This is a genomic window from Amycolatopsis dendrobii, from assembly GCF_014145675.1.
GTDB lineage: Bacteria > Actinomycetota > Actinomycetes > Mycobacteriales > Pseudonocardiaceae > Amycolatopsis > Amycolatopsis dendrobii.
On sequence record NZ_JACGZW010000008.1, the window covers coordinates 135,158 to 161,130 of the forward strand.

A 25,973-nucleotide genomic window follows, 5' to 3' on the forward strand; every position below is an offset into this window, starting at 1 on the left:
GCTGTCACGGTAATCCGTTCTCCGGGCGCTCGCAGCATGTCCGGCGGGTCCCGTCGCCGAGCGGTTCGGTGAGCCCGGCGGCGTCGAGGTGCTCCAGCAGCGGGATCATCACCCGGCGGGTGCTGTCCAGCGCCTGCCGCGCCCGCGACACGGTGAACGGCTCGCCGAGCGCGGCCAGCGCCTCCGCCGCGCGCTCCGGCGCGTCCGGGGCCAGCACCACTCCGTCGGCGATCGCCCGCAACCGGCCTGCCCGGACGGCGGCGGCCAATTCCCGTTTGCCCAGACCGAGTTTCCGCAGTTCGTCCGCCTCCGGCGCGCGGAACGGGCGCTCGGCGAAGCGCTCTTCGAGGACTTCGACGGCGCTTTGCACTTCGGCGGTCAGCCCGGCGCCCGGTTCGCGGACGACCCCGTCCTTGAGGACCGGCCCGCCGGCGAGGACTGCCGGGACGAGTTCCGCGTCCGGCAGGCCGAGCCGCTGCCGCAGCGCCTCGACCGGGATTCCCGCCGCCAGCGGATGTTCCCGGGCCCACGCGGCGACCACCTCGGCGACCTCCGCTCGCGACTGGCTGAGCCGGCCCGGATCGGCGTGCCAGCCGCCGAGCCGTTCGCCCACCTCCGGCAGCCCCAGGGCCCGGAAGTCCTCGTGGCGTACGAAACCCTCGCGGCGAAGGTAATCCCAGCCTGGCTCCAGGGCGGTCAGCTCTTCGCCTCGAGCTCGCGCGGCGCCGCGGCGGGCGAGTGCCGGCGGGCGGACGTCGACCACGTCGAACCCGGCCGGGATCCGGTGCTCCCCCGGGTCGCGCAGCAGTCCTCGGTCGCCGGTCCGCAGCGGCAGCGGGGTCGCGAGCAGCAGCCGCGCGGTGTCCGGCCCGAGTGGACGGACCCGGGTCGGCACCGCCGCGGATCCGAAGTGCAGCACGAGATTCCGGTGCAGTTCGCCGGACGGCGCGCCGCGCAACCGGACGTCGATTTCGGCCGCCGGACGCCACGCGCCCGGGGTCAGCAGAACGTCGCCCCGGCCGACGGAATCCCTGGGCACGCCGCGCACATTCACCGCCACCCGCGCCACCGCGGACACGCTTTCGCGGGGTTCGCCGAGCGCCTGCAAGCCGCGGATCCGCACCCGGTTCGCGCCGAGCGTCAATTCGTCGCCGACCCGCAGGGTGCCGCCGCCGAGCGTTCCGGTGACGACGGTGCCCGCGCCTTTGATGGTGAACGCGCGGTCGATCCAGAGCCGGACGTCCGCGTCCAGGTCCGGCGGCGGCAACCGGCCGGCGAGCTTGGCAAGCTGCGCGCGCAGTTCTTCAAGACCTTCGCCGGTCGTGCCGCTGACGCTCACCGCGGGCACCTCGCCGAGCGCCGTCGCCGCTGTCTCCTGCAGCGCCGCCGCCGTCGCTCCCGTCGGGTCGGCGCGGTCGGATTTGGTGACCGCCACGAGGCCGTGTTCGACGCCGAACGCGTCCAGCGCCGCCAGGTGTTCCGCGGATTGAGGCATCCAGCCCTCGTCGGCGGCCACGACGAACAGCGCGGCCGGGACGGGACCGACGCCCGCCAGCATGTTCGGGACGAATCGCTGGTGCCCGGGGACGTCCACGAAGGCGATTTCCTCGCCGCCCAGCCGGGTCCAGGCGAAGCCGAGGTCGAGGGTCAGGCCGCGGCGGCGCTCCTCGGCCCAGCGGTCCGGCTCCATGCCGGTGAGCTGCCGGATCAGCGTGGATTTCCCGTGGTCGACGTGTCCGGCGGTGGCGATCACCAGCATCGGCGGACCGCCTCCCGCAGGGTCGCGTCGTCCGCCGGGGGAACCGTCCGGAGGTCGAGCAGGCACCGGTCCCGCACGATCCGGCCGACGACGGCGGGCTCGCCGAGCCGCAGCGCCTCCGCGTACCGGGCGGGCAGCGCGACCGCCGCACTGGGCAGCTCGACTCCCGGCGCACCGCCGCCGCCCACGACCGCGGTCGAGTCCACTGCCTCGGCGGCCACGCCCGCCGCGCGCAACGACTGGGCCAGAGCTTCGGCGCGCGGGTGGAGCCCCTGCGCGAAAAGCGCCGCCCGCACGGGTGGTTCCGGCCCGCGAAGGGTGGCTTCGAGCGCGGCGAGCGTCAACTTGTCGACCCGCAGCGCACGAGCCGCGGGATGCCTCCGGAGCCGTCGCAGCAATTCGGCGTCTCCGAAGAGCAAGCCCGCCTGAGGACCGCCGAGAAGCTTGTCGCCGCTCGCGGTGACGACGTTCGCGCCGCCGGCCAGCGCGGTCGTGACGTCCGGTTCGTCCGGCAGCAGCGGGTGCGGCGCGAGCAGCCCGGATCCCACGTCGGAGACCACCGGCACGCCGAGCCTGGCCAGTTCGGCGACGCTCGCTGCCGAGGTGAACCCGGTGACCTGGTAGTTCGAGGGGTGGATTTTGAGCACGAATCCGGTGTTCGGGCCGACGGCCGCCGCGTAATCCTCCGCCGAAGTCCGGTTGGTGGTGCCGACTTCGCGGAGCCGGGCTCCGGTCGAGGCGAGCAGGTCCGGAATGCGGAAGCCGTCGCCGATCTCGACCAGCTCGCCCCGGCTGACCACGATTTCCTTGCCTGGAGCCAAGGCCAGCGCGCACAGCAGCAGCGCCGCCGCGTTGTTGTTGACCACGTGCACCGCCTCCGCGCGCGGCACCGCTTCCGCCAGCGCGGCCAGAGTGCCGCGGCCGCGTTTCGCCCGCTCCCCCGTTTCGAGCGCGAACTCGACGTCCGTGGCGCCGCCTGCCGCCACGATCGCGTCCAGCGCGGCGGCGGACAGCGGCGCGCGGCCGAGGTTGGTGTGCACGAGGACGCCGGTCGCGTTGAGCACCGGACGCAGCGACGACACCGTCGCGGGCAGCCGCGCCACCACCTCCGCGACGACCTCGCCGGGCTCGATCTCGCCGGCCCGCGCCCGCTGCTGCGCCGCCGCGACCAGCGACTTCACCAGGTCGCGGCCGAGCGTTTCGACAGCTTTCGCGATCCTCGGCTCGCCGAGCACGGCGTCGGTGCGCGGGATCGCCCGGCGCGGGTCACCCATGGCGGAGGCGGACGGGAATCGAACCCGCCAGCGGCAGGACCTGCCGCTCAACGGTGTTGAAGACCGCGCCGGTCACCAGGCCGGATACGCCTCCCTGGGGCATTCCGCCATCCTGCCAAGAGCGCCGCACGCCCGCATCATGAACGGCATGAGCGTCCGGCTGACCCAGTACGCCCACGGCGGCGGCTGCGCGTGCAAAATCCCGCCCGGCGAACTGGAAACGATCGTCCGCGGCCTGTCCGGCGCCGCCCCGGAGAACCCGCCCGGCGAACTCCTGGTCGGCCTCGACGACGGCGACGACGCGGCGGCCGTGCGGATCGCCGGGAACGTCGCGCTGATCGCGACGACGGACTTCTTCACCCCGGTCGTCGACGATCCGTACGACTGGGGCCGGATCGCCGCCGCGAACGCGCTGTCCGACGTCTACGCGATGGGCGGCGTTCCCGTGGTCGCGGTCAATCTCCTCGGCTGGCCGCGCGAGGTGCTGCCGTTCGAACTGGCTGCGGAGGTGCTGCGCGGCGGCTTGGCCGTCTGCGCCGCGGCCGGCTGCCATCTGTCCGGCGGGCACAGCGTCGACGACCCGGAACCCAAGTACGGCCTCGCGGTCACCGGCACTGCCGACCCGGAACGCTTGCTGCGCAACGATTCCGGCAAGCCGGGCACACCGCTGACGCTCACCAAGCCGCTGGGAATCGGCGTGCTGAACTCACGGCACAAGGCCACCGGCGAACGCTCCGAGGAGGCGATCGCCGCGATGACCACGCTCAACCGCGCCGCGTCGGCCGCCGCGCTGGAGGCAGGCGCGGTGTGCGCCACGGACGTCACGGGGTTTGGCTTGCTCGGCCACCTGCACAAACTCGCCCGGGCGAGCGGGGTCACCGCGCGGCTGGACCCGGCGGCTGTCCCGTACCTCGAGGGCGCGCGGGAGGCGTTGCGCGACGGGTATGTCAGCGGCGGGACTCGCCGGAATCTCGACTGGGTCCGGCCGCATGCCGACCTGTCGCGGATCTCCGAGGACGAGGCCTTGTTGCTGGCGGACGCGCAGACTTCCGGCGGCTTGCTCGTGGCGGGCGAGCTTCCCGGCCACCCCGTGATCGGCGAGCTGACTTCGCGCGGCGACCACACGATCGTCGTCGGCTGAGATCCAGGAGTCCTTCACGGGCCTTCGGCGGCGCAGATCGGGCCAGGCAAGCGGCTGCGGATTGGCCGGTCCCCGAAGTGGGTAGCCCCTGCCCGAGGTGAGACATGCGCGCTGCGACCGAGATTCCGCTGTGGTGGCTTGCCCTGACCGGGCTGTGGACCCTCACGCTGTCCACCCCGTCGGCACCGGAACTGATCGCCGGCGCCAGCGCGGCGGCGGTCTGCGCGATCGCCGCCCGTTCCGCACGCCGGGCGATGAACGGGACGTGGCAGTTCAAAGCCGGCTGGCTGGCCTGGCTGACGCCGCTCCCCAAAGCCGCCGTCAGCGAATCCGTCGCCGCCTTGCGCGCGGTCTTCCCACGCCCCTCCGCCGGAAAGTGCGCGAAAGTCCCCGTCCCGGCCGAACCACGCGCGCAGCACGAAGCGCGGCTCGCCGTCGCGACGGTGGTGATCGGCTGTACGCCAGGCACGATGGTCGTCGCGAGCCCGCCAGACGACACGGACATCGTCGTTCACCGCCTGCTCCCGGACTCCCCGGCTCTCGATCGGGTGACGCGATGACCTGGCTGCTCCTCGCCGCTCTGCTCTTGATGGCAGGCGGTCTCGGCACCGCGTTGTGGCTGGCCGCCCGGGGCACCGCGATCGAACGCCTCGCCGGGATGCAATTCGCCGGGACCGTCACCGTCCTGACGCTCCTGCTGCTCGTCCAGGCGTACGGCCCGTCCAGCGCCGTCATCCTCCCCCTGACGCTGACCGTCCTCGCCTTCGCCGGGACGCTCGTCTTCGCGCGGCTGCTGGGGACCCGATGACGATCGCCGCGCAGATTCTCGTGTTCGCCGGGGTGTTCGTCGTCCTCGCTTCCGCCGCGGGTTTGCTGCGCGCGAAAGACTTGCTCACCCGCCTGCATCTGCTCTCCCCGGCGACCACGCTCGGCGCGCCGCTCATCGGTGTCGGGCTCGTCCTGGTCAACGGCGTTCAGCTCGGCTCGGGCGCGATCCTCGCGACGGTCGTCCTGCTGGCGGTCACCGGCCCGATCCTGCAATCCGCCACCGCCCGGCTCGAAGCTCGCCACCGCGGCGAGATCGACGAGGACCTCCCCTCATGAGCGCCGCCGTGCTGCTCGTCGCCCTCGCGCTGGTCGCCGTGGCCGGATTCGCCGTCGTCGCGACGCACGACCCGAAGCGGCAAGCGAGCACGCTTACGGTGTTTTCCCTGTGCCTGACGGTGCTTTTCGTGGTGTTCCAAGCTCCGGACGTCGCGTTGTCCGAACTCGCCGTCGGCGCGGCGATCGTCCCGCTGCTCGTCCTGCTCACGCTGCGGAAGACCGGCAAACGATGAGGACCCGCGACGTCGTCGGAGCCGCCGGGCTGGCCGGGGTCGCGGCGCTGTTCATCGCCGCGTTCACCCGGATGCCCGCCGCCGGAAGCGCCAGCCACGTCTACCGGGACCTGGTGCTGCCCATGGGTTTCCGGGAGGTCACGCCGAACCTGGTGTCCTCCGTGAACTTCGATCTGCGGGCCCTCGACACCCTCGGCGAGGAAACGATCGTCGCCGCCGCGGTCGTCGGCACGCTCGCGTTGCTGCAACCGCCCAAGAAGGAGCCCGAAACGGACGGCACCGGCTACGTCCTGCCCGCCGTGAAGCTCGCCGGATTCCTGCTGCTGCCGGTCTCGGTGCTGCTGGGCATCGACATCGTCGTGCACGGACACCTGACGCCCGGCGGCGGTTTCCAAGGCGGCGTCGTCCTCGCGACCGGCTGGCATCTGCTCTACCTCTCCGGCAGCTACCGCGCGCTGGCCCGGCTGCGCCCGATCGACTGGTGCGAATACGCCGAAGCGGCGGCCACCGGCCTGTACGTCGTGACCGGCCTGCTGGGGCTGGCCAGCGGCGGTTCGTTCCTCGCGAACGTGGTGCCACTCGGCCAATTCGGCTCGCTGCTGTCCTCCGGGACCGTCCTCGTGCTGAGCGTCCTGATCGGCATCGAGGTCGCCGCCGGATTCGTCGTCCTGCTGTCGCGGTTCTTCGTGCACGGGCTGGAGGAACGGTGACCGGCGTGGTGTCGGCGGCCTGCTACGGCGTGGCGGCGTGGCTGTTGCTGCTGGGCTGCGCCGGGATCATGCGCAGCCGGCATCTCGTGCACACCGTGGTCTCGCTGTCGGTCGCGCAATCCGGCACGTATGTCCTGCTGCTCGCGATCGGCTACCAGGACCAGGCGACCGCCCCGATCGTGTCCCAAGGCCAGTCGCAGCCGGTGGTCGACCCGATGGTGCAGGCCATGACGCTCACCGACATCGTCGTCTCGGCGACCATCACCGCGCTCCTGCTCGCCCTGACGCTGCAGATCTCGCGCCGCCACGGCACGGTCGATCCCGACGAACTGCGGGCACTGCGCGGCTGACCATGACGACCCTGCCCGCACTCGCCGTCGCCGTCCCGCTGCTGGCCGCCTGCCTGCTGCTCGGCCTCGGCGGCAAACTCCCCCGCGTCGTCGTCGACGTGACGGCCACGGCGACCGCGGCGGCGGTGTGCGTGCTGTGCGTGGTCCTGCTGACCGCCGCGCACCACGAGCGGGTGGTCAGCTGGCTCGGCAGACAGGGTCCGGAAGGTGCCCGCTCGGTCGGCATCGTGCTCGTCGCGGACGGGCTGAACACGACGTTCGCCGCGCTGGCCGCGTTCCTCACCGTCTGCGCGCTGCTCTACAGCTGGCACTACTTCGAAGCCGTCGAAGCCCGCTACCACGCGATGACGCTGCTCTTCCTGACCGGCATGATCGGTTTTCTCTTCACCGGCGACCTGTTCACGCTGTTCGTGTTCTTCGAGCTGATGAGCGGCGTCGCCTACGCGCTGACCGGGTACCGGATCGAGGAGGCGGACTCGGTGCAGGGCGCGCTGAACTTCGGCGTGGTCAACTCCCTCGGCGCGTACTTCACGCTGATGGGCATCGGCCTGCTCTACGCCCGCGGCGGGCAGCTCGGGCTCGCACAGCTGGGAGTCGCGCTCGACGGCCGTCCGGCGGACGCGCTGGTCATCGCCGCGTTCGTGGCGGTGTGCACCGGATTGCTGGTCAAAGCCGCGACCGTGCCGTTCCATTTCTGGCTCGCCGACGCGCACGCCGTCGCTCCGACACCGGTGTGCGTGCTGTTCTCCGGGGTGATGGTCGAACTCGGCCTCTACGGCGTGCTCCGCGTCCGCACGACCGTGTTCGGCACGGTGCTCGACGACGCCACCGTCAGCCGGGTCTTCCTCACCGCCGGGATCGCCAGCGCCGTCCTCGGCGCCGTGCTTTGCTTCACCCAGCGGCATCTCAAACGATTGCTGGCCTACTCGACCATCGCCCACATCGGACTGTTCCTTTGCGGACTCGCCGCCACCGGCGGCGAAGCGACGGCCGCGTTCGTGCTCTCGGTGCTCGGGCACGCCGGAGCGAAGGGTGCGCTGTTCCTCCTGACCGGAGCGTTGAAGGACCGCTACGGCAGCGTCGACGAAGACGAACTCTTCGGCCGGGCAACACATTCACGAACCGAAGCAGCGCTGTTCCTGGTCGCCGCGGCCGCTCTCGCCGGATTGCCGCCGTTCGGCCTGGCGCTGGGCAAAGACGCCGCCGAACACGCCGGACCAGAGTGGCTGATGATCGTGTTCGCAGTCATTTCCGCACTCACCGCCGCGGCGGTGCTGCGCGCCGGGCTGCGAGTCTACTTCGGACTCGGCAGGCCGCCTGCCGGGGATTCCTCGGACACGACGACCGGCTCCGGCGAGGAACCCGAGACCGGCCGGCCGATCGCACGCACCCCGATCCCGATGCTGGCCGCCATCGTCGTCCTGCTCGCTTTCGCGCTGGCCGCAGGCGTCGTGCCGTGGATCCGCGACGTCGCTGTAGCCGCCGGAGCGCAGGCCGTCGACCGCGCGGGCTACCTCCACGACGTCCTGCCGACGCTGCCGCCGTCCCGCCCCGAAGCCGGATCCGAGCTGACCTGGACCGGCCCCGGCCTGCTGTCCGCCGCGGCAACCGCCGTCCTCGCCCTCGCCGCCACCGCACTCGCGCTGTGGTCGCGACGCCGGGTCCCGAAACCGGTGCACGAAGCACTCACCGTGCTGCATCGCGCGCACTCCGGCCAGGTCGGCGACTACGTGGCGTGGCTGCTCGCGGGCGTCGCCGTCCTCGCCGGGCTGGTCTGGCTCTGACCTCGCCGGGTTTACCCGCCGATCAACCCGGCTACCCGCAGAGCGGCCCGTGACGTCGACCGTGAGGAGTTGCCGTGCCCGCCAGCACCGCCGACGGCCCGAAACTGCTGCCCGAAACCGAAGAACTGGCCACCGGCAAGAACTTCGCCGCGGTCACCACGGTGCTGCCGAGCGGCCGGATGCAGACGCAGATGATCTGGGTGCACGTCGAGAACGGCCGGATCGTGCTCAACACCGAAACCCACCGGGCGAAGTACCGCAACGCCGAGCGCGACGATCGCATCACCGTCCTGATCCGCGACGAGCAGGACCCGTACCGCTACGCGGAGGTCCGCGGCCGCGTGACCGGCGTCGAGACCGGCGAACGGGCCCGGTCGCACGTGGACGAACTCGCGCGCAAGTACACCGGCGGCGACTATCCGCCGGACGCGATCAAGTCCGAACGCGTCATCCTCCAGGTGACCCCGGAGCGGCAGACGTTTATCGACCAGAAGAAGGGCGTCGCCGACTGATGCGCGACGCGCTCCGCCGCTACCGCCGGGCGTGCGACTACCTGGCCGCCGCGATGATCTACCTCAAGGACAACGTCCTGCTCACCGAGCCCTTGCGGCCCGAGCACCTGAAACCGCGCCCGCTCGGTCACTGGGGCACCTGTCCCGGCCTGACCCTCGTCTACAGCGCGCTGAATCGCCTGGTCGCCGAAACTCAGCAGCGCACCCTGCTCGTCACCGGTCCCGGCCATGGCGCCCCGGCGATCCACGCCAATCTCTGGCTCGAAGGCACGCACGCCGAGTACGACCCGCGGCTGTCCCTCGACGGTTCCGGACTCGCCGAACTCGTCCGCCGGTTCTCCTGGCCGGGCGGTTTCCCCAGCCACCTCTCCCCCGAGGTCCCCGGCGTCATCCACGAAGGCGGCGAACTCGGCTACGCCCTCGCCACCGCGTTCGGCGCGGCCTTCGACGATCCCGACCTGCTGGTCGCCTGCGTCATCGGCGACGGCGAGGCCGAAACGGGTCCGACCGCGGCGGCGTGGCACAGCCCGAAGTTCACCAATCCCGGCGATGGCCGGGTGCTGCCGATCCTGCACCTCAACGGGTACAAGATCGCTTCCCCGACCGTCTGCGAAGCCATGTCGGACGACGAACTCACCGCGTACTTCACCGGCTGCGGCTGGAACCCGCTGCTCGTCGACGTCCGCGACACCGACGATCCGGACTCCCCGCTCGCCGAAGCCCTCGCCCGCGCGCATCGCCAGGACAGCGGCCCGCCGCCGATGATCGTCCTGCGCAACACCAAGGGCCTGGGCCTGCCTTCGACGTCCCCGGAGGGCACGCCCCTGGAAGGCACCTTCCACGCCCACCAGGTCCCGCTCGACGCGGATCAGCTGAGCGCAGTGGAACAGTGGCTGCGTTCGTACCGGCCGGAGGAACTTTTCGACGCCGACGGTGTTCCCGCGCCGGATTTGCTCGCCGTGCCACCGGAACCGGAGCTGCGGCTCGGACGGGTTCCGCAGGCGAACGGCGGCCGGCTTCGCCGAGACCTGCCGCTGCCGGATGTCGCCGCATTCGCCGGTACGGAGGAGGAAAGCCCGACTGAGGCCCTCGGCGGCTGGCTCGCGGAACTGGTGCGCCGCGCTCCGGACACCTTCCGCGTCGTCTGCCCGGACGAACTGCAGTCCAACAAGCTCGGCGCGCTGCTGGACGTCACCGACCGGCAGTTCGACCGCGCCGTTCCCGGCCACACCGAACATCTCGCGCGTCGCGGCCGGGTGCTGGAAGTCCTGTCCGAACACCTCTGCCAAGGCTGGCTGCAGGGTTACCTGCTCACCGGACGGCACGGCCTGTTCCCGTGCTACGAGGCATTCGTGTCCATTGTGGACAGCATGGTGAACCAGTACGCCAAGTTCCTCAAAATGTCCGGCGAGGTCGGCTGGCGCGCTCCGGTGGCGAGCCTGAACTACCTGCTCACCAGCGACGGCTGGCGGCAAGAACACAACGGCTACAGCCACCAGGGCCCGGGCTTCATCAACCAGATGCTCACGAAAAAGGCCCACACCACAAGGATCTTCTTTCCGCCGGACGCCAATACGCTGCTGGAAACCATGCACCGCTGCCTGTCCTCGACCGACCTGATCAACGTCGTGGTCGCGGGAAAGCAAAGCAGTCCCGTGTGGTTGTCCCCCGACGATGCCCGCGCCCACTGCCGCGCCGGGACCGCAGTCTGGCCTTGGGCGAGCCACGGGGGTTCGCCGGACGTCGTCCTCGCCTGCGCCGGGACTACCCCGACGGCCGAAACCCTTGCCGCCGTGCAGTTGCTGGCCGCTGCGGCTCCGGAACTGCGGGTCCGAGTGGTGAACGTGGTCGACCTGCTCTCGCTCTGCCCGCCCGGCCGCCACCCGAACGGACTCTCCGACGAAGCGTTCGCCGAGTGCTTCGGCGAGGACGTCCCGGTGATCTTCGCTTTCCACGGCTACCCGTCCGCCGTGCACGAAGTACTGCACGGACGCCCTGCCACGCAACGCTTCCACGTGCACGGCTACTTGGAGGAAGGCACCACGACCACCCCGTTCGACCTGCTGGCCAGCAACCGGATGACCCGCCACGACCTGGCCGCCGACGCCGTCCGCCGCGCCCGCGGCTGGTCCTCCCTCGGCGGCGACCTGGCCCGCGACTTCCAACGGCAGCGCGACGAATTCCTCGCCGCCGCCTACCGCGACGGCGAAGACCCGGCCGAGATCACCGGCTGGCGGTGGAAGCGATGAACGTCCTGACCGTCAACCCGGGCTCCGGCAGCCTGCGCTTGCACCTCGTGCGCGCCGAAGACGAGAAAGTCCTGGATTCCGCCTCGACCGACGACGTCTCGTCCTTCGCGGACCGGCAGCCCACGATCTCCGTTGTCGCACACCGGCTCGTCCACGGCGGCCCAGACCTGGTCCGCCCGGTGGAGGCGACCCCAAGCGTCCGGGCGAAGATCGCGGACGCCCGGTCCCTCGCCCCGGAACACGTACCGAAAACCGAGGCCCTGCTGGACCAGCTCGCCGACCTCCTCCCGGACGCGACGCACATCGTCTGTCCCGACACGGCCTTCCACGAAACGCTTCCGTCCGTCGCCCAGACCTACCCGCTGCCCGCCCGGTGGCGCTTCCCGTGGAACCTGCGCTGCTACGGCTTCCACGGCTGGTCCTTCAGCTGGGCGACCCGCCGCGCCGCCGAACTCCTGCATCGGCCGCCCGGGGAACTGAACCTGCTCATCGCCCATCTGTCCGGCGGCTGTTCGGTCTGCGCGGTATCTCACGGACACAGCGTTGACACGTCAATGGGGTTCACGCCGCTGGAAGGCGCGATGATGACCAAACGGTCCGGCTCCGTGGATCCCGGCATGCTGCTGTGGCTGCTGCGCGAAGGAAAACTGACCGTCAGCGAACTGGAAGACGGCCTTTACCACCACTCCGGTCTGCTGGGGTTGTCCGGCATCTCCGACGACACCCGCGACCTGGTAAGCGACGGTTCCGCCGAGGCCCGCTTCGCCTTGGCCGTCTTCGAACACCGGATCCGAGCCGAACTGGCCGCGACGGCCGCGAGCCTGGACCGGATCGACGCGCTGGTGTTCACCGGCGACATCGGCTGGGACCAGCCCGAAACCGCCGAGGCGGTCGCTGGCGGTCTCGGGGTCCTCGGCATCGCCGGCGGTTTGTCGCGGACCCGGGAACGCGATGCGGTGATCAGCCCGCCCGGGGCGAAAATTCCGGTGCTGGCCTTGCGCTCCCGGGAAGAACTCGAACTCGCCCGCGCCGCCGCCGAGGCGGTCCGCTGACCTCACGAATGCGGGTCGACGTCGTCGCCGAGAAGCCGGTGCACGGCCTCCACGTTCTCGTACCGCTGCTCGGGCAGTTTGCCGAGATGGCCGATCACGTCGTCGCCCGCGCCCTTCGCGGCGGCCCGGCGGAGAAGTTCGTCGCGCTCGCACGGGTACTCGACTTCCGTCAAATACTCCCGGACGTCAGACATGGCGCTCCCTTCCTCGGGTTCTCCCTCCGCATACCCGCCCGGTCCGGGATCAATGCGGGTTACGCTCGACTGGTGAACGACTCCCCGAAGCCGGCCAAGATCGGGAACGTGCTGCATCCCGTCGCCGACGTCAGCTCAGCCGTGCGGTTCTACGCCACGACCTTCGGCCTGCCCGCGAAATTCGTCGACGGAGACCGCTACGCCGCCCTCGACGCGGGCGGAACGACACTCGCCCTCGCCGGCCCGGAAGAGGACGTCACCGACGGCGCCCCCGCCGCTTCGTTCAAGGTGCCCGACGTCTCCGCCGCCCTGACCGCACTGGTCGCCGGCGGCGGAACCGTTGTGCGGCAACCGGAACAAGGCCCCCACGAGGTCCGCGCGGTAGCCCGCGACCCGTGGGGCAACACGATCGTGGTCTACGGACCGCGATAACGGCTGAGTCGCAGCGGGACCACGCCCCGCTGCGACTCACTTACCGCGGCCTCCGCACGTGATCCGCGATCGCCGCGTCGTCGTCCGCGCCGTACATCTGTTCGATCAACCCCGAGAACGACCGCACCACCGCCGCGCGCTTGACCTTCCCGTTCGCCGTCCGCTCGCCCCGCGAAGCCTCCAACGGCCGCGGCAGCACCCGGAAATCCTTCAGCTGCTCCACCCGCGCGAGATCCGCGTTGACCCGCTCCAGCTCGGCCCGCAACCGCCCGGCCAGCCCCGCGTCCGCGGCCGCGCTCGGTTCGATCAGGACGGTCAGGTACTTCCGCCCGTCGCCGACCACGATCGCTTCGTCGATCAGCACACTTTCCTTCAACCGGATCTCGATCGGCTGCGGATCGACCGTCTTGCCGCCCCGGGTGATGAGCACGTCCTTCTTCCGCCCGATCAGCCGGATGTCCCCGTCGGCGGTCCGCTCCATCAGGTCGCCGGTGCGGAACCAGCCGTCGGCGAAGACCGCCGCGGTTTCCGAAGGATTCCGCCAGTACCCGCTGAACAGCAGCGGCGCGCGGATCAGCATCTCCCGGTCGTCGGCGAGTTTCACCTGGTAGCGCGGGTCCGCGAACTCCCGGCCGATCCGCCCCGGACGCGGGAACGGCTGCCCGAACTGCCCGATCGGGCACCCGCCGGTCTCGGTGAGCCCGTAGTTCTCGCGCAGGTCGAGACCCCAGATCTGCCACAGCGCCACGACGCTCTCCGGCATGGCGGCCGAAGCCGTCCACGCGACGCGCAGCCGGTCCATGCCGAGACTCGCCCGCAGCGGAACGAACACCGCCCGGACCGCGGCGGCGTAAGCGATCCGCAGCGGCACCGGCGCACGACGGCCGGACCACCGCCGCTCGGCCATCCGGCGACCGATCCGCATCGCGGCCCGGTACGCGAGGCGGCGGATTCCCGTCCAGGATTCAGCGAGGGCGATCAGCTCGGCGGCGAGCTTCTCGTAGAACCGGGGCGGCCACAGCACCGCCGTCGGGCGTACCGCGCGCAGCACCTCGCCGTAGTCCCCGATGCGGCAGAAGGTCACGACCAAGCGCGTGTGCAGCGGGGTGAAGACGAGCAGCAGCGCGGGAGCGACGTGCGCCAGCGGGAGGAACCCGACGACGTCGTGCCGCGTGGTCCGGCTCTCCGGGTAAAGGCCGATGACGCTCTGGACCGCGTGCTGGAGCGTGCGGTGGGAATGGGTCACGCCCTTGGGCGCCCCGGTGGAGCCGGAGGTGTAGAAGAGGACAGCCGGATCGTCGAGCGCCGTGGCGGCGATCAGCTCGGCCAACGCGTCGGGGTCTCCGGCCGTACGCAGGTCGTCCCAGCTCACGCCGGTGATCCCCGCCGGCAGCTCCGGCGGGGCCGCGTCGATTCCGGCGACGAGCCGCAGGTCCGGGGCGTTCCCGGCGATGTTCGCGACCTTGGCGAGCTCCGTTTCCGTCTCGCCGAGGAACGCGACCGCCTCGCTGTGCACCAGGAGCTGCTCGATCTCGGCAGGCGAGTTGGTCGGGTACACCCCGAGCACGACCCCGCCGACGCTCTGCACCGCCAGCGCGGCGAACACCCATTCCGGACGCGCGCTGCTCATCACCGCGACCCGATCGCCGGGCCGGACCCCCCGCGCGACCAGGCCGAACGCGAGTTCGCGCACCCGGTCCAGGTACGTCCGCCAGGTGATCGCCCGCACCGTCCCGCCGCGCGAATACCGCAGCGCGACGGCGTCCGGCTCTCGGCGAGCGCGGTCGAGCAGCAGACCCGGCAGCGTCCGCTCCGGTTCGAACTCGGTCAGTTCCATGACCCACCCTCTCTTCCCGCCGCGAGCCCGCGTCCGGTGGCGTTCACGCGGCACGCTCGCCGAGGTGGAGGAAGTCACCTCGGTACCACATCACGGGTTTGCCGTCGCCGGCCCGCGCGTCGCGCACGCGCCCGATGAGGATCACGTGATCCCCGCCGGGCACGGCCTGCGCCAGTTCGCAATGGAGAACCGCCGCCGCGTCCGGCAGGAGCGGATGGCCCTGTTCGTCGAACTCGAAGCTCCCGTACGCGAACTTGTTCTCGCCTTTCGTCGCGAACCGCGTCGCCAGCTCGGCGTGCGAAGGGGTCACCACGTTCACGACGAACCGCTCGGCCGCCATGAAAACCGGGAAACACGTCGCGCCCCGGTCGAGGCACACGAGCACCAGCGGCGGATCGAGCGACAGCGACGCGAAGGAACTCGCGGTGAATCCGTGCAGCGTGCCGTCCTCGCCCCGGGTCGTCACGATCGTGACGCCGGACGGGAAACGAGACAGCGCCGACCGGAAAACGGCCGGGTCCAGATCGTGCGATACGTCAGCCATTCCATGCCTCCCGGGCAGCTCGTGCGGCGGGGTCGTCGAAAACTGTTCGCGCGCCGGCGGCCGTGACCCGCAGCTGCTTCTCGTCCGGCCATCCGGCGGTTTCCTGAAGGAGAGCCAGTTTCAAGGCCGCGAACACCGCGGGCGGTTTCGCCGCCGCCGCTCGCGCCTGTGCCGAAGCGGCCTCCAGCAACTCTCCCGGCTCAACCACTTCGTCGACGATGCCCAACGCTTTCGCCTCCGACGCGCCGACCGGTTTTCCGCCCAGCAGCAACCGCCGGGCGCCACGATCGCCCACCGCCTCGCGGACCCGGGCGATCCCTTTGCCCGCAGGCAACATCCCGTGGTCGACCTCGGGGAAAACGAACCGCGCTCGCGAGGACGCGTAAACGAAATCGGAGAACAACGCCATTTCGATCCCGCCGCCGACGCACCAGCCGTTCACCGCGCACACCAGCGGCCGGGGAAATTTCTCCAGTGCGCAGAGCAGCGCGTGAAACGACGTCATCCGCTCGGCCATCGACTCGGCGTCGTAGCCGGCCGCTTCCTTGAGGTCGCCGCCCGCGCAGAAGAACCGGTCGCCCGCACCGGTCAGGACAACCGCGGGACCCTGCGCCAGGTCTTCCAGGGTCGCGGTCAGCCTGCTGATCAGCGAGCCGCTGAGCGCGTTCGCCGGCGGACGGCTCAGGGTCAAGACCACCGCGCCGTCCGTTTCCGCGGACACCTGGACGGCGCCCAGCGCGGCCGTGGTCATGTCGCCGGTACGCCGGAAGCGGAAGGAAAGACCGGCGCACGCTTCTCCCGGAACGCTTGGCGCGCTTCCCGATAGTCCGCTCCGGCGAAGTCGAGAATTTCCAGCGCACTGGACAATTCATGCTGAGGCAACGCATTCGTGAGCCACATGTTGAGCGCGCGTTTCGTGAACCGGAGCGCCTGCTGCGAGCCTCGCGCGAGCTGAGCGGCGACCTCCAACGCACGCGGCAGCACCTGCTCGCGAGGCACGGCCAAGCTGACGAGCCCGATCCGCTCGGCCTCCGCACCGGTCAGCTTTTCCGAGGTCAGCACGTAATACTTCGTCTTGGCCATCCCGACCAGCAGCGGCCAGATCAACGCGGCGTGGTCGCCCGCGGTCACGCCGACCTTGGTGTGGCCTTCGATCAGCACGGCGTCCTCGGCGGCGATGCTGATGTCCGCGAGCAATGCCGTCGACAGACCGTAGCCGACCGCCGGGCCGTTGATCGCGGAAATGACCGGCTTTTCGATCCGCAGCATCGTCGAAATCCGGCGGCGCTCGGATTCCAGCATCGCGAGCGCCGCTTCCGGCGTCGGATCGGGTTCGCGCACGTCCATTCCGGTGCAAAACGCCTTGCCCGCCCCGGTCACCACGACGACCCGGGTCTCGTCGTCGCGCTCCACGTCGGCCCAGATCTCGCTCAGCTCCTCGAACATCGGCATCAGCAGCGAGTTGTACCGCTCGGGCCGGTTGAGGGTGATCAGCAGGACGCCCTCGGCCGGACGCTCGACGAGCACGTTTCCGGTGCCGTGCTGGTAAAGGTCGCTCATCGGACTGCCTCCGCGGTCAGGTTCCCGGACTGGAACCGGCGCAGCGCTTCCTCGTGCGCCGGACGCGCGGCGCGGATGTCGGCCAGCACGTCGCCGGCCGGGCGCACCACGTTGCGCGGGTGCTTGAACCGCGGGATCACGTACTTGCCGAACAGCTCGATCGAACGCATCAGCTGGTCGTGCGGCAGACTGTCCACTCGCAACACCAGCGATTCCACACCCATGTCCGCGTACCGCTGGACGTGCTCGACGCAATGCTCCGGGTCGCCGACGAGGAAGCCCTGCGACCGCTCGAACAGGTATTCCTCGTCGCTGAAATCGACGTCGTCGATCGCGCCCAGGTAGGCGTAGTCCTGGGAAAGCTTGGCCAGCCGCCCGTACGCGTCGGTGGAGAGCTTGGACATCTCGAACAGCGGCCGGGCCTGTTCGCGGGCCAGCGCGGTCGTTTCGGCGCAGTGCATACCGCCGCTGACCAGCACCATCTTGCGCGGCGTGATCGGGTACGGGTGCGTGGCGGCGGCGAGGGTCTCGTCGTAGAGCTTCAGCATGTTCTCCACGAGGTCGTAGCCGAGGTAGAAGCCGCCCATGATCGCGCCGATGCCCATCGCGGCCGCGGTTTCGACCGAACTCGGACTGCCCGCGGCGACCGAGATCGGCGGGTACGGCGCCTGCAGCGGCTTCGGCACCAGGCTGCGCGGCGGGACCTTGTAGTGCTCGCCCACGAAGGAGAACGGATCGTCGAGGAACGCCCGGCGGATCAGCTCGATCCCTTCGCGCCACTGGGATTTGTTCTCCGTCGGGTCCACCTCGAAGGCCCGCAGCGCCAGCGTCGTGTTGCCGCGTCCGGTGCCGAGTTCGATCCGGCCGTTCGAAAGGATGTCCTCGGTCGCGATCCGTTCCGCGACGCGCAGCGCGTGGTTCATCCGCGTCGGCAGCAGCGTGACGAGGTGGATGAAGCGGATCCTGCTCGTGAGCGCCATCAGGTACGGGTAGAGCACCTCCGGCGCCGAGACCGTCGCCGTGCCGATGGCGACGTGCTGTTCGGAACTGCCGAACGCGTCGAAGCCGACCTGCTCGGCGAGCAGCACCTCCTCGACCAGCTCCCGGTAGCGGTGCTCGTGGGTGAGCCCGACCGGGGTGTCCCCCTCCGACATGAGGATGAAGTCCATGATCGCCCCTTCCAGCCGATGTTATTGCTCGATAACATAAGACGGAGCTAACCCGTGGTCAATAGCCCTTCCGGGAGGAAACATGTTACTTACCGCTAACTTTGACTGGCGGAACGCATGAGCGAGTTGCGGATCGAGCACCTGACTTCGCCGGAGATCGCCGACGCGCTGGCGAGCGGCATGCGGACCGCGATCCTGCCGCTGGGGGCTACGGAGCAGCACGGGGCACACCTGCCGTTGTCGGTCGACAGCGACCATGCCGATCGGCTGGGGACGCTCGTGGCGGAACGGCTCGGAGATGCGCTCGTTCTGCCGGCTGTGCGTCTTGGCTGCTCCGCGCATCATCTCGGCTTCTCCGGGACGCTGTCGGTGCGGCCCGAAACGCTGGAAGCTGTCTGCTTCGACTGTTGCGAAAGCCTTGCCCTGCATGGGTTTCGACGGGTCTTGATCTTCTCGGCCCACATCGGGAACTATCCGCTGCTGAGCGAGATCGAGGCGAAGCTCCCCGCAGGCCTGGCTGACGAGCTGGATGTGGTCGCGTTCTGGGACTCCGCCGCGGTGCTCGATGCCTGGCGCACTGCCGTCGCCGGCCTGGCCGGCCAGGTCGGCGGGCACGCCGATGTTGCCGAAAGCTCGATCATGCTCGCACTTCGGCCGGAGGCGGTGCGGCCTGGTCTTGCCGCCGCCGGCCTCGGTGAGCCGATGAACGATGCCCTGCTGGACCGGGTATTAACCGGGGGCGTCAAGGCGGTCGCGCCGAACGGCGTGCTCGGCGATCCGCGCGGAATGTCCTCCGACCTGGGGTTTGCCTGTCTCAGCGCGGTCGCGGACTTGCTGGCCGAGTACGCGACGGCTCGTTATCGGCCTCTCACCTAGAATCGTGCCATGACGAGCCCATCTCGCGCCGCGTCGCCGCGTTCGTCGCGCAGGCAGACGTTGATCAAGGTCGCCGGCGAGTTGTTCCACGAGCGCGCTTTCGACGCGGTCACCACCGAGATGATCGGTGCTCGGGCCGGCGTGACCGGGCCTGCGCTGTACCGGCACTTTCCCAGCAAGCAGGCGTTGCTGATCGCCGTGCTCGAGGATCCGCTGAAAGATTTGCTCGCCAATGCGCGCGAGACCGCGGCGGAGGTGACTGATCCGCGCAAGGCGCTCGAGGCGATGATCGACTACCACGTCACGCGGAGTCTGCAGAATGTGCCGTCCACGTTGGTGTTCTTGAAGAATGAGCACAACGTTCCGGAGGAGGAGCGGCATCGGATGCGGCGGATGATGCGGTTGTATGCCGAGGAGTGGAGTGCGCTGGTGGAGCGGCTTCGCCCTGATTTGTCTGATGCGCAGAACCGGGTGCTTACGCATGCGGTGTTCTCGATGATCAATTCTGTGCCGCAGTTCAATAGCGGGCTGGATGTCGAGAGCGTGGCCTCGACGATCCGCACCGCGGCGGTTAATGCGTTGCTTGTGCCGGCTGGCGGTGTTTGAGGCTTCGGCTGGGGCTGCCTGATCTCGGGCGGCTCGTCGCCATGGCGGGCGACATTGCGCCCGGGGTTGGGCCCCACCCCCGAAGGTTCATTGTGCTGACGGTTCGGGGCCGGGGGCGGTGTGGAGTGCCTCGATGGGTGGGTGCGTCGGCTGCGGTGCGCGAGCGGGCGGGGCTAGCGCGCCAATGCCACATTGGGGCGCATCCCGGCGGAGCCGGTGGTCCGCGAAGGGCCCCTTGAGGGAATCTGAGTCCGTGAAGGCGGCCTTCACGGACGGCGGGCAGGCGAGCACCGGGCGGCGACCCTGGTCACATTCAGATGTCTGACATTCGGTGTTAGGGTCGCCTTATGAACGATCTTCGGGCACCCCGCCGGGTCGCCAGTCTTGCCGCGCAGCTCGTGGACACCTTGCGGGAGCAGATCGCGTCCGGGGAATGGCCGGTCGGGATGCGGATTCCGGCGGAGAACGACCTGGTCAAGCAGCTTGGCGTCGGGCGAACCACAGTGCGGGAGGCGCTCGGCGCGCTGGTGCATCTCGGTCTGCTGGAGGCTCGGCGGGGCGACGGGACGTACGTCCGCGCGTCCAGCGAGATGCAGTCCGTCTTGATGCGGCGGGCGAATTCTTCTCGGCGGAGCGACGTGCTGGAACTGCGGGCCGTGCTGGAGGAGTACGCCTCGGGGCTGGCCGCGGTCCGCCGCAGCGACGACGATCTCGCCAATCTGCGGAATCTGCTCGACGAGGCCGGGCAGCGAGACGACACCGGGACGGCCGCCGAGGCGGATGTCCGTTTTCACCAGGCCGTCGTGAACGCGGGGAGGAATTCGCTGCTCACCGAGGTGTACGACGTCCTCAGCGCCTCCGTTGCCGAGCAGATCGGCGACACACTCTGGCCCGGCGCGACGGCCGACGAGCACACCCGGCTGCACCGGCAGCTGGTCGAGGCGATCGCTGCCCAGGACGAGGTCGGGGCACGTTACTGCGCGGCCGAAATCGTGAAGCTGACCGAGGCCGGGACGGAGCGGGAGAAGTGACGGCCGAAGTTGAGGCGCCGGCCGTCGCGAAGAGAGCGGTCGCCAGACCTGAGCGGTCCGTTGGGTTGTTGCTCGCGATTCTCCTGGTGGCGGCCAATCTGCGGGCGACGCTGACTGGCGTCGGCACGCTGCTGCCCGCCATCGAGCAGGACACCGGGCTGCCCGCGTGGGCCGGCGGCGTGCTGAATACGTTGCCGTTGCTGATGTTCGCGGTGACATCGCCGCTTGTCGGGCGCGTCTCGCATCGGGTCGGTTCTACGCGGTTGCTCGTGCTTTCCCTGGCAATGCTGGCAGTGGGCACAGTGGTTCGGTCGCTGCCGTCGACTGCCTGTTTGTTCGCCGGCACGGTCTTGCTGGCTGCGGCGATCGCGGTCGGGAATGTCTTGCTGCCGACGGTGATTCGCGCTCACGTACCAGCATCGCGGATCCACACTGTCAGCGCGCTTTACGTCACGGTGATGGGTGTCGTCGCGGCGGTGTCGTCCGGGATCTCCGTTCCCTTGGCGGGGATTTTGCCGGGAGGCTGGCATTCCGCGCTGGCTTGGGGTGCGGTCGTCGCGTTGGCCGCACTGGCCGGATGGTTGCCGAGGTTGCGCGGTTCGGGCCCGGACGCCGGTGCGCGGACGGGCGGCTCGCACGCGCCGACGCCGTGGCGGTCGTGGCTGGCATGGCAGGTTTCCCTGTTCATGGGCCTGCAATCACTCGCCTTCTACACCGCGGTCGCGTGGCTGCCCAGCATCCTCAGCGGGCAGGGCATGAGCACCGCGGCGGCCGGCTGGATGCTGTTCTGCTACCAGCTCGTCGCGCTGGCCACCGGCATGGTGCTGCCGCTGCTCACCCGGGGCCGGGCCGATCAGCGTTATCCGGCGGCCGCGGCGTCGGCGGTCATGGCGGCCGGGTTCGCGGTTCTCCTGGTGCTGCCCGGAATCGCGATCGTCGGGTGCACGCTGCTCGGGCTGGGCACTGGGGTCTGTCTCGTGCTGGCGCTCAGTTTTCAGAGCCAGCGCGCGACAGGCCCGAGCGAGACCACTGCCCTGGCGGGGATGGCGCAGTCGATCGGTTACCTGGTCGCGGCGGCCGGGCCGCTGTTGCTCGGCATTCTCCACGACGCCACGGGGAGCTGGTCCGGCGCGCTCGTCGCGCTCACCGCGTTGAGTGTCGCGATGGCTTTCACCGGATATGGCGCCGGACGCGACCGTCACGTTCGCGCTGATGTCTGACCTCGACCTCGCCGACCAGGTGACCCGTCAGCTTCTCGCGCTGACACGGCTGGTCAAGCGAGCGGAAGCAGCGCCGGACGAGCCGGGGTGCTTGCCGCTGCTGGCCATGCTCGCCGAGGACGGGCCGTTCCGGGCCGGGGAAATCGCGGCGGAGCTGGGCGTGAACCCGTCTACGGTCAGCCGCCAGGTCGCCGGGCTGGTCCGGTCGGGGCTGGTCGAACGCCGCGCCGATCCCGAGGACGGGCGGGTCAGTCCGCTGGTCGTCACGGCCGCCGGACGACGGCTCCTCGACCTCGGCAGACAGCGCCGGGCCGTTCAGTTCGGCGACGCTCTCGCCGGATGGTCGCCGGAGGCGCGGGCGCGGTTCGCGGACCTGCTCGGCTGTTTCGTCCGCGATCTCCGGCAGTCGGGTGCGCTTCCCGCCCAATGAACGGCGCCTCTTCCGCCCGATGTTATTGACCGATAACATATGGAGACAGGTAAGACCAGTTCAGCTCACGGCAATGATTATTGGCCAGTAACTATGAGTGGCTTCGGGACTCAGGGAGGTTCGCCATGCTGGATGCCGCGGACAGCGTGCGCGCGGCCGTGTTCGCGCTCGAGGAAGGCCGGATGATCGTGGTCGTCGACGATCACGACCGGGAGAACGAGGCCGATCTCGTGCTCCCGGCCGACAGCGTCACTGCCGGCCAGATGGCCTTTCTCGTCGCGCACACCACCGGAATCGTGTGCGCACCGATGACCGGGGAACGCGCCGACGCACTCGCGCTCCCGCCGATGGTGGCGCAGAACAAGGACGCGCACGGCACCGCGTTCACCGTCTCTGTGGATCACAACGACGCAGGGACCGGAGTGTCCGCGACGGCCCGCACGCTCACTTGCCGCGCGCTAGCCGATCCGGTCACGACGCCTGAGAAGCTTCGCCGTCCAGGTCACATCTTCCCGTTGCGCGCGCGAGAAGGCGGCGTGCTCGTCCGCGCCGGGCACACCGAGGCCGCCGTCGATCTGCTGCAGATGGCTGGTCGCGAACCGGTCGGTGTCATCAGCGAGCTGATCGGCCCGGACGGCGAAATGCTGCGCGACGAGGCCGTGCGGGAGTTCGCCGCGGACCACGAGCTGCCGGTCGTCGCGATCGCCGACCTGGTCCGGTATCGCCGCCGGACCGAGCGGCTGGTCGAACCGGTCGCGACCGCGGCGATGCCGACCGCCTTCGGCGATTTCCGTGCTGTCGCGTACCGGTCGCAAGTGGACGGAGCCGAACACCTCGCCCTCGTCATGGGCGACGTCGCCGCCGCCGGTCGCTCCGAGCGCGGCGCGCTGGCGCGGGTGCACAGCGAATGCCTGACCGGCGACATCCTCGGTTCGTTGCGCTGCGACTGCGGCGCCCAGCTCGAACAAGCGATGCGCGCGGTGGCCGACGAGGGTTGCGGGGTGATCGTTTACCTGCGCGGCCACGAGGGCCGCGGGATCGGGCTGGCGCACAAGATCCAGGCTTATGCGCTCCAGGAATCCGGCCTCGACACGGTCGACGCCAATCTCGCACAGGGTCTTCCCGCGGATTCCCGCTCCTATGATTCCGGGGCGCGGATCCTCGACCGTCTCGGCGTCCGGCGAGTGCGGCTGATCACCAACAACCCGGAGAAATACCGCGGACTCGGCGAATACGGACTCCGGATCGTCGAGCGGGTCGCACTGCGCGCGGCCGAAACTCCGCAGAACCTGCGTTACCTCCGCACGAAACGCGACCGGATGGGCCACCGCTTCGGCGCATTGACCGATCCAGTGCCGGAGCAGAAAACTTCCTGAGCCTTGCCGCTTCCGCGCGGCCGGTCCTCCCCCGCGGCCCGCCGCGCATTGTCTCCGGCGACCAGCCACAGTGGACTCCTGTTATGGTCTGCGGTGACCACGTCCCGTTTCCAGGAGGAGCCGCCGCGATGGCACAGAAAGTCCTCGTCGAGATGATCGACGACCTCGACGGGTCCGAAGCCGGGCAGACCGTCCCCTTCGGACTCGACGGCGTCCAGTACGAAATCGACCTGTCCGACGAAAACGCCGCCGCCCTGCGCGACGAGCTCGCGACGTTCATCGCCGCCGCCCGCCGCACCGGCGGACGCAAGACGACCGTGCGGGCCACGGCCGCGCCGACCGCCGAGGAACGCGAGCGCTCCAAGGCGATCCGCACGTGGGCCCTCGACAACAACTGGGCCATCGCCGAACGCGGCCGCATCCCGCGCGAAGTGATCGCCGCCTACGAGGAAAGCCAGAAGCCGGAGGCGAAACCCCGCAAGCGCACCGCGAAAAAGCGCGCCGGGAAATAAGCGTCCGGCCCCGACGGGTTCCGGATCGATCATTTCGGGAAAAGCCGGACGAGGCGTTCGCTCCCCCGCCGGAGTTCCGGCGCAGGCGTCCGGAACACCGTCCTCCGCGCACGAAGAAAACACCGCCCGGCCGCAGGCGAATGCCTCCGGCCGGGCGGTCTTTTCCGGCTTGCCGGGAGCGGACGAGCAGTTTCCGGCTCCGTCGCTGACCCCTGTCCCGGCACCCGTCCGGCACGCCCGCCAGATCGGCGGTCGCGTCGAACACCTTGCCGGATTCGACGGAGCCGTCGAGGACGCCGGGCGATCCCGCATCGCTCTTCCGCAGTCATCGAGCAGTACGGGCGCAGGTCGCCGGAGCGGACCCGGGTGGCGGTGATCCGCACGGAAGCACCGGCGGGCCGCGCCGAGGGCGAATCGCACCGCCGAGGTCGAACGCGCCGCCAATGCCGCCGCACCAGCTGGCCGGCCACCGAAATCGCCATGAGATCGGGCCGAGAGCGGGAGAAGTCCGATACAGTTGCCGGAAAACTCTCCCAGGGGGCGACGATGGAGTTCCAGGAAGTCGTGCGGCGCAGGCGGATGGTGCGCAAGTTCACCGGCGAACCCGTGGCCGAGGACAGCATCCGCCGGATCATGCGCAACGCGCTGCGCGGGCCGTCCGCCGGATTCTCGCAAGGCCAGGCCTTCCTGGTGCTCCAGGGCGACGACGTGCGACGATTCGCCGACACCCTCCAATCCTGGACGCTGGACGACGACGCCAAAGCCGCGCCGGTGATCGTGATCCCGTTCTCGGTGAAGGACGTTTACCTCGACCGCTACGCCCAGCCGGACAAGGGCTGGACCGACCGCAGCGAGGACCATTGGCCGGTCCCGTTCTGGTACATCGACACCGGGATGGCCGTCCTGCTGATCCTGCAGACCGTGGTCGACGAAGGGCTCGGCGCGGTGTACTTCGGCATCGGCGCGGAGGATTTCGACCGGCTGCGCGCCGAATTCGGCGTGCCCGACACCCACGAACCCATCGGCGCGATCGCCATCGGCCACGACGCCGACGCCAAGATCTCCGCCGGAGCGTCCCCGAGCACCCGCCGCCGGAAGCCGGAATCCGAGACTGTCCACTTCGGACAGTGGTAGATCCCTGCCCGCCGGCGGAGCCCGGAGACCCCAAACGTCCACTTTGGATGCCATTGGGCCGGTGTCGCGCAGCGGCCCACGGTTCGCCTGACCGCACCGGCCTCGGCTGACCAACCGCGGTCGCCGGCCGGGGCGGCCCGCTGACGCACGCCGCCGCCGGTGAGCGCGATTCCTCCGCGTTCACCGGCGGCTTCGTTGTGGAGCCGTCTCACGCGAAGACGGCGGCGCCCGCCACCGCGGCCCGGCGAGATGCCGCCCTCGGCGGCGACCGGGCCGGGGAGCTCCTGTCCGGGCAGCGGAGCGGGCATCGGACCTCGCGGGAATCCCGGGACGAACCGGAGCGGGCGTCCTTGCCTCCCCGCACCCGGGGCGCGATCCGGGAAATCCGGACAACACGAAAATGTTTCAATACCGCTGGAAAGCCGCGCGAAGAGACATAATTCCCGTCACTGGTCCGGCGCTTCGCTTCACCTCCGCGACTGGGCGCGAAAGCCGCCCTCGGCCGTTTTCGCCCGAGAAGGCGTCCGTGCGAGCTTCCTGCGCAACCCGGCAATAACCGACGCACGCACGACAAGAACCGCACCGGAGCAGTACCGATCCGGCCGAACAGCGCAATCACGCCCGCCGTCTGCCGCACGCCTCACCCTGGCGGCAGAAACCCGGGGCACGAAACGGCAATTCCCTCGAAAGTGCCATCAATCCCGTGAGACAGCACTTGCATATTCCGACCTGATGCGCAATGTCCCCGAATTCGAGGACCAAGGAACCTTGACGGCCGCCCCGCGGCCGTCGCGGCGAGGCCGGACACCCCCTGCGCACAGCGACTTCGCGCCACTCGTTGTGCCACGGATTTCACCCCAGCGGAGCAGTTCCACGTGCGCCAA

Annotated in this window: 28 protein-coding genes and 1 tRNA gene; 20 read left to right on the forward strand and 9 right to left on the reverse strand. The window is 70.0% G+C overall.

Annotation, left to right across the window (positions count from 1 at the left end):
- Positions 1-4: 4 nt before the first annotated feature.
- From selB to H4281_RS23825, 3 genes are all read right to left on the reverse strand, one after another.
- A complete protein-coding gene (selB, locus tag H4281_RS23815) occupies positions 5-1,759 on the reverse strand; it encodes a selenocysteine-specific translation elongation factor (protein WP_182893144.1) in 1,755 nt (584 codons plus the stop codon).
- Positions 1,750-3,033, reverse strand: coding sequence for an L-seryl-tRNA(Sec) selenium transferase (selA, locus tag H4281_RS23820; protein ID WP_182893145.1), 1,284 nt, complete (start codon positions 3,031-3,033; stop codon positions 1,750-1,752). The genes selB and selA overlap by 10 nt, the downstream gene beginning before the upstream one ends.
- Positions 3,033-3,127: transfer RNA gene (locus H4281_RS23825), tRNA-Sec, on the reverse strand. The genes selA and H4281_RS23825 overlap by 1 nt, the downstream gene beginning before the upstream one ends.
- Positions 3,128-3,181: 54 nt before the next feature.
- Between H4281_RS23825 and selD the strand changes: the two genes are divergently transcribed.
- The 11 genes from selD (at position 3,182) to H4281_RS23880 (ending at position 12,168) form a co-directional block, all read left to right on the forward strand.
- Entirely contained in the window at positions 3,182-4,174 is a 993-nt protein-coding gene (gene selD / locus H4281_RS23830) for a selenide, water dikinase SelD (protein WP_182893146.1), read from the forward strand.
- Positions 4,175-4,278: 104 nt separating this feature from the next.
- A complete protein-coding gene (locus H4281_RS23835) occupies positions 4,279-4,734 on the forward strand; it encodes a Na+/H+ antiporter subunit E (protein ID WP_182893147.1) in 456 nt (151 codons plus the stop codon).
- Positions 4,731-4,982 (forward strand): monovalent cation/H+ antiporter complex subunit F, encoded by a 252-nt coding sequence (locus tag H4281_RS23840; RefSeq protein ID WP_037356679.1) that lies wholly within the window; start codon positions 4,731-4,733, stop codon positions 4,980-4,982. Before H4281_RS23835 ends, H4281_RS23840 begins: the two co-directional genes overlap by 4 nt.
- Complete coding sequence (locus H4281_RS23845) at positions 4,979-5,278, forward strand: cation:proton antiporter (protein WP_182893148.1); 300 nt, start codon at positions 4,979-4,981, stop codon at positions 5,276-5,278. The genes H4281_RS23840 and H4281_RS23845 overlap by 4 nt, the downstream gene beginning before the upstream one ends.
- Positions 5,275-5,511: a Na(+)/H(+) antiporter subunit B gene (locus tag H4281_RS23850; protein WP_182893149.1), complete on the forward strand. Its 237-nt coding sequence runs from the start codon at positions 5,275-5,277 to the stop codon at positions 5,509-5,511. The genes H4281_RS23845 and H4281_RS23850 overlap by 4 nt, the downstream gene beginning before the upstream one ends.
- Complete coding sequence (locus tag H4281_RS23855; RefSeq protein ID WP_182893150.1) at positions 5,508-6,221, forward strand: MnhB domain-containing protein; 714 nt, start codon at positions 5,508-5,510, stop codon at positions 6,219-6,221. Before H4281_RS23850 ends, H4281_RS23855 begins: the two co-directional genes overlap by 4 nt.
- Positions 6,218-6,571 carry an NADH-quinone oxidoreductase subunit K gene (locus H4281_RS23860; protein ID WP_116204709.1) on the forward strand — a complete coding sequence of 118 codons (354 nt, stop codon included), beginning with the start codon at positions 6,218-6,220 and terminating at the stop codon, positions 6,569-6,571. Before H4281_RS23855 ends, H4281_RS23860 begins: the two co-directional genes overlap by 4 nt.
- A gap of 2 nt (positions 6,572-6,573) precedes the next feature.
- Positions 6,574-8,355 carry a complex I subunit 5 family protein gene (locus H4281_RS23865; protein WP_182893151.1) on the forward strand — a complete coding sequence of 594 codons (1,782 nt, stop codon included), beginning with the start codon at positions 6,574-6,576 and terminating at the stop codon, positions 8,353-8,355.
- A gap of 74 nt (positions 8,356-8,429) precedes the next feature.
- Entirely contained in the window at positions 8,430-8,867 is a 438-nt protein-coding gene (locus H4281_RS23870; protein WP_182893152.1) for a PPOX class F420-dependent oxidoreductase, read from the forward strand.
- Positions 8,867-11,116, forward strand: coding sequence for a phosphoketolase family protein (locus tag H4281_RS23875; RefSeq protein ID WP_182893153.1), 2,250 nt, complete (start codon positions 8,867-8,869; stop codon positions 11,114-11,116). The genes H4281_RS23870 and H4281_RS23875 overlap by 1 nt, the downstream gene beginning before the upstream one ends.
- Complete coding sequence (locus H4281_RS23880) at positions 11,113-12,168, forward strand: acetate/propionate family kinase (protein ID WP_182893154.1); 1,056 nt, start codon at positions 11,113-11,115, stop codon at positions 12,166-12,168. The genes H4281_RS23875 and H4281_RS23880 overlap by 4 nt, the downstream gene beginning before the upstream one ends.
- 2 nt (positions 12,169-12,170) lie before the next feature.
- Here H4281_RS23880 and H4281_RS23885 read toward each other — a convergent pair whose 3' ends face one another.
- A complete protein-coding gene (locus H4281_RS23885; RefSeq protein ID WP_037714604.1) occupies positions 12,171-12,362 on the reverse strand; it encodes a DUF2795 domain-containing protein in 192 nt (63 codons plus the stop codon).
- Positions 12,363-12,434: 72 nt separating this feature from the next.
- Here H4281_RS23885 and H4281_RS23890 point away from each other — a divergent pair, with 72 nt between their 5' ends.
- Positions 12,435-12,794: a VOC family protein gene (locus H4281_RS23890; RefSeq protein ID WP_182893501.1), complete on the forward strand. Its 360-nt coding sequence runs from the start codon at positions 12,435-12,437 to the stop codon at positions 12,792-12,794.
- A 40-nt stretch (positions 12,795-12,834) separates the two neighbouring features.
- Here the strand turns inward: H4281_RS23890 and H4281_RS23895 are convergent, their stop codons facing one another.
- Genes H4281_RS23895 through H4281_RS23915 form a run of 5 tightly spaced genes read right to left on the reverse strand, consistent with a single transcriptional unit; the run spans position 12,835 to position 17,904 of the window.
- On the reverse strand, positions 12,835-14,631 hold the full coding sequence (locus H4281_RS23895; protein ID WP_182893155.1) for an AMP-dependent synthetase/ligase: 1,797 nt from the start codon (positions 14,629-14,631) through the stop codon (positions 12,835-12,837).
- A 43-nt stretch (positions 14,632-14,674) separates the two neighbouring features.
- A complete protein-coding gene (locus H4281_RS23900) occupies positions 14,675-15,175 on the reverse strand; it encodes a flavin reductase family protein (RefSeq protein WP_182893156.1) in 501 nt (166 codons plus the stop codon).
- Complete coding sequence (locus H4281_RS23905; protein WP_182893157.1) at positions 15,168-15,926, reverse strand: enoyl-CoA hydratase/isomerase family protein; 759 nt, start codon at positions 15,924-15,926, stop codon at positions 15,168-15,170. The genes H4281_RS23900 and H4281_RS23905 overlap by 8 nt, the downstream gene beginning before the upstream one ends.
- Positions 15,923-16,735, reverse strand: coding sequence for an enoyl-CoA hydratase/isomerase family protein (locus H4281_RS23910; RefSeq protein WP_182893158.1), 813 nt, complete (start codon positions 16,733-16,735; stop codon positions 15,923-15,925). Before H4281_RS23910 ends, H4281_RS23905 begins: the two co-directional genes overlap by 4 nt.
- Complete coding sequence (locus H4281_RS23915; RefSeq protein WP_182893159.1) at positions 16,732-17,904, reverse strand: LLM class flavin-dependent oxidoreductase; 1,173 nt, start codon at positions 17,902-17,904, stop codon at positions 16,732-16,734. The genes H4281_RS23910 and H4281_RS23915 overlap by 4 nt, the downstream gene beginning before the upstream one ends.
- A 117-nt stretch (positions 17,905-18,021) precedes the next feature.
- Here H4281_RS23915 and H4281_RS23920 point away from each other — a divergent pair, with 117 nt between their 5' ends.
- From H4281_RS23920 to H4281_RS23955, 8 genes are all read left to right on the forward strand, one after another.
- Positions 18,022-18,780: a creatininase family protein gene (locus tag H4281_RS23920; protein WP_182893160.1), complete on the forward strand. Its 759-nt coding sequence runs from the start codon at positions 18,022-18,024 to the stop codon at positions 18,778-18,780.
- 9 nt (positions 18,781-18,789) lie between these two features.
- Positions 18,790-19,386 carry a TetR/AcrR family transcriptional regulator gene (locus tag H4281_RS23925; protein WP_182893161.1) on the forward strand — a complete coding sequence of 199 codons (597 nt, stop codon included), beginning with the start codon at positions 18,790-18,792 and terminating at the stop codon, positions 19,384-19,386.
- 347 nt (positions 19,387-19,733) lie between these two features.
- Complete coding sequence (locus H4281_RS23930; RefSeq protein WP_182893162.1) at positions 19,734-20,417, forward strand: FadR/GntR family transcriptional regulator; 684 nt, start codon at positions 19,734-19,736, stop codon at positions 20,415-20,417.
- Positions 20,414-21,637: a CynX/NimT family MFS transporter gene (locus tag H4281_RS23935; RefSeq protein ID WP_182893163.1), complete on the forward strand. Its 1,224-nt coding sequence runs from the start codon at positions 20,414-20,416 to the stop codon at positions 21,635-21,637. The genes H4281_RS23930 and H4281_RS23935 overlap by 4 nt, the downstream gene beginning before the upstream one ends.
- Positions 21,630-22,067: a MarR family winged helix-turn-helix transcriptional regulator gene (locus H4281_RS23940; protein WP_182893164.1), complete on the forward strand. Its 438-nt coding sequence runs from the start codon at positions 21,630-21,632 to the stop codon at positions 22,065-22,067. Before H4281_RS23935 ends, H4281_RS23940 begins: the two co-directional genes overlap by 8 nt.
- Positions 22,068-22,192: 125 nt before the next feature.
- Positions 22,193-23,443, forward strand: a complete 1,251-nt coding sequence (locus tag H4281_RS23945) for a bifunctional 3,4-dihydroxy-2-butanone-4-phosphate synthase/GTP cyclohydrolase II (RefSeq protein WP_182893165.1) — start codon at positions 22,193-22,195, stop codon at positions 23,441-23,443.
- Positions 23,444-23,571: 128 nt separating this feature from the next.
- Positions 23,572-23,955, forward strand: coding sequence for a histone-like nucleoid-structuring protein Lsr2 (locus tag H4281_RS23950; RefSeq protein ID WP_182893166.1), 384 nt, complete (start codon positions 23,572-23,574; stop codon positions 23,953-23,955).
- Between the two features lie 546 nt (positions 23,956-24,501).
- A complete protein-coding gene (locus tag H4281_RS23955; RefSeq protein ID WP_182893167.1) occupies positions 24,502-25,089 on the forward strand; it encodes a nitroreductase family protein in 588 nt (195 codons plus the stop codon).
- The last annotated feature ends 884 nt before the right edge of the window (positions 25,090-25,973 follow it).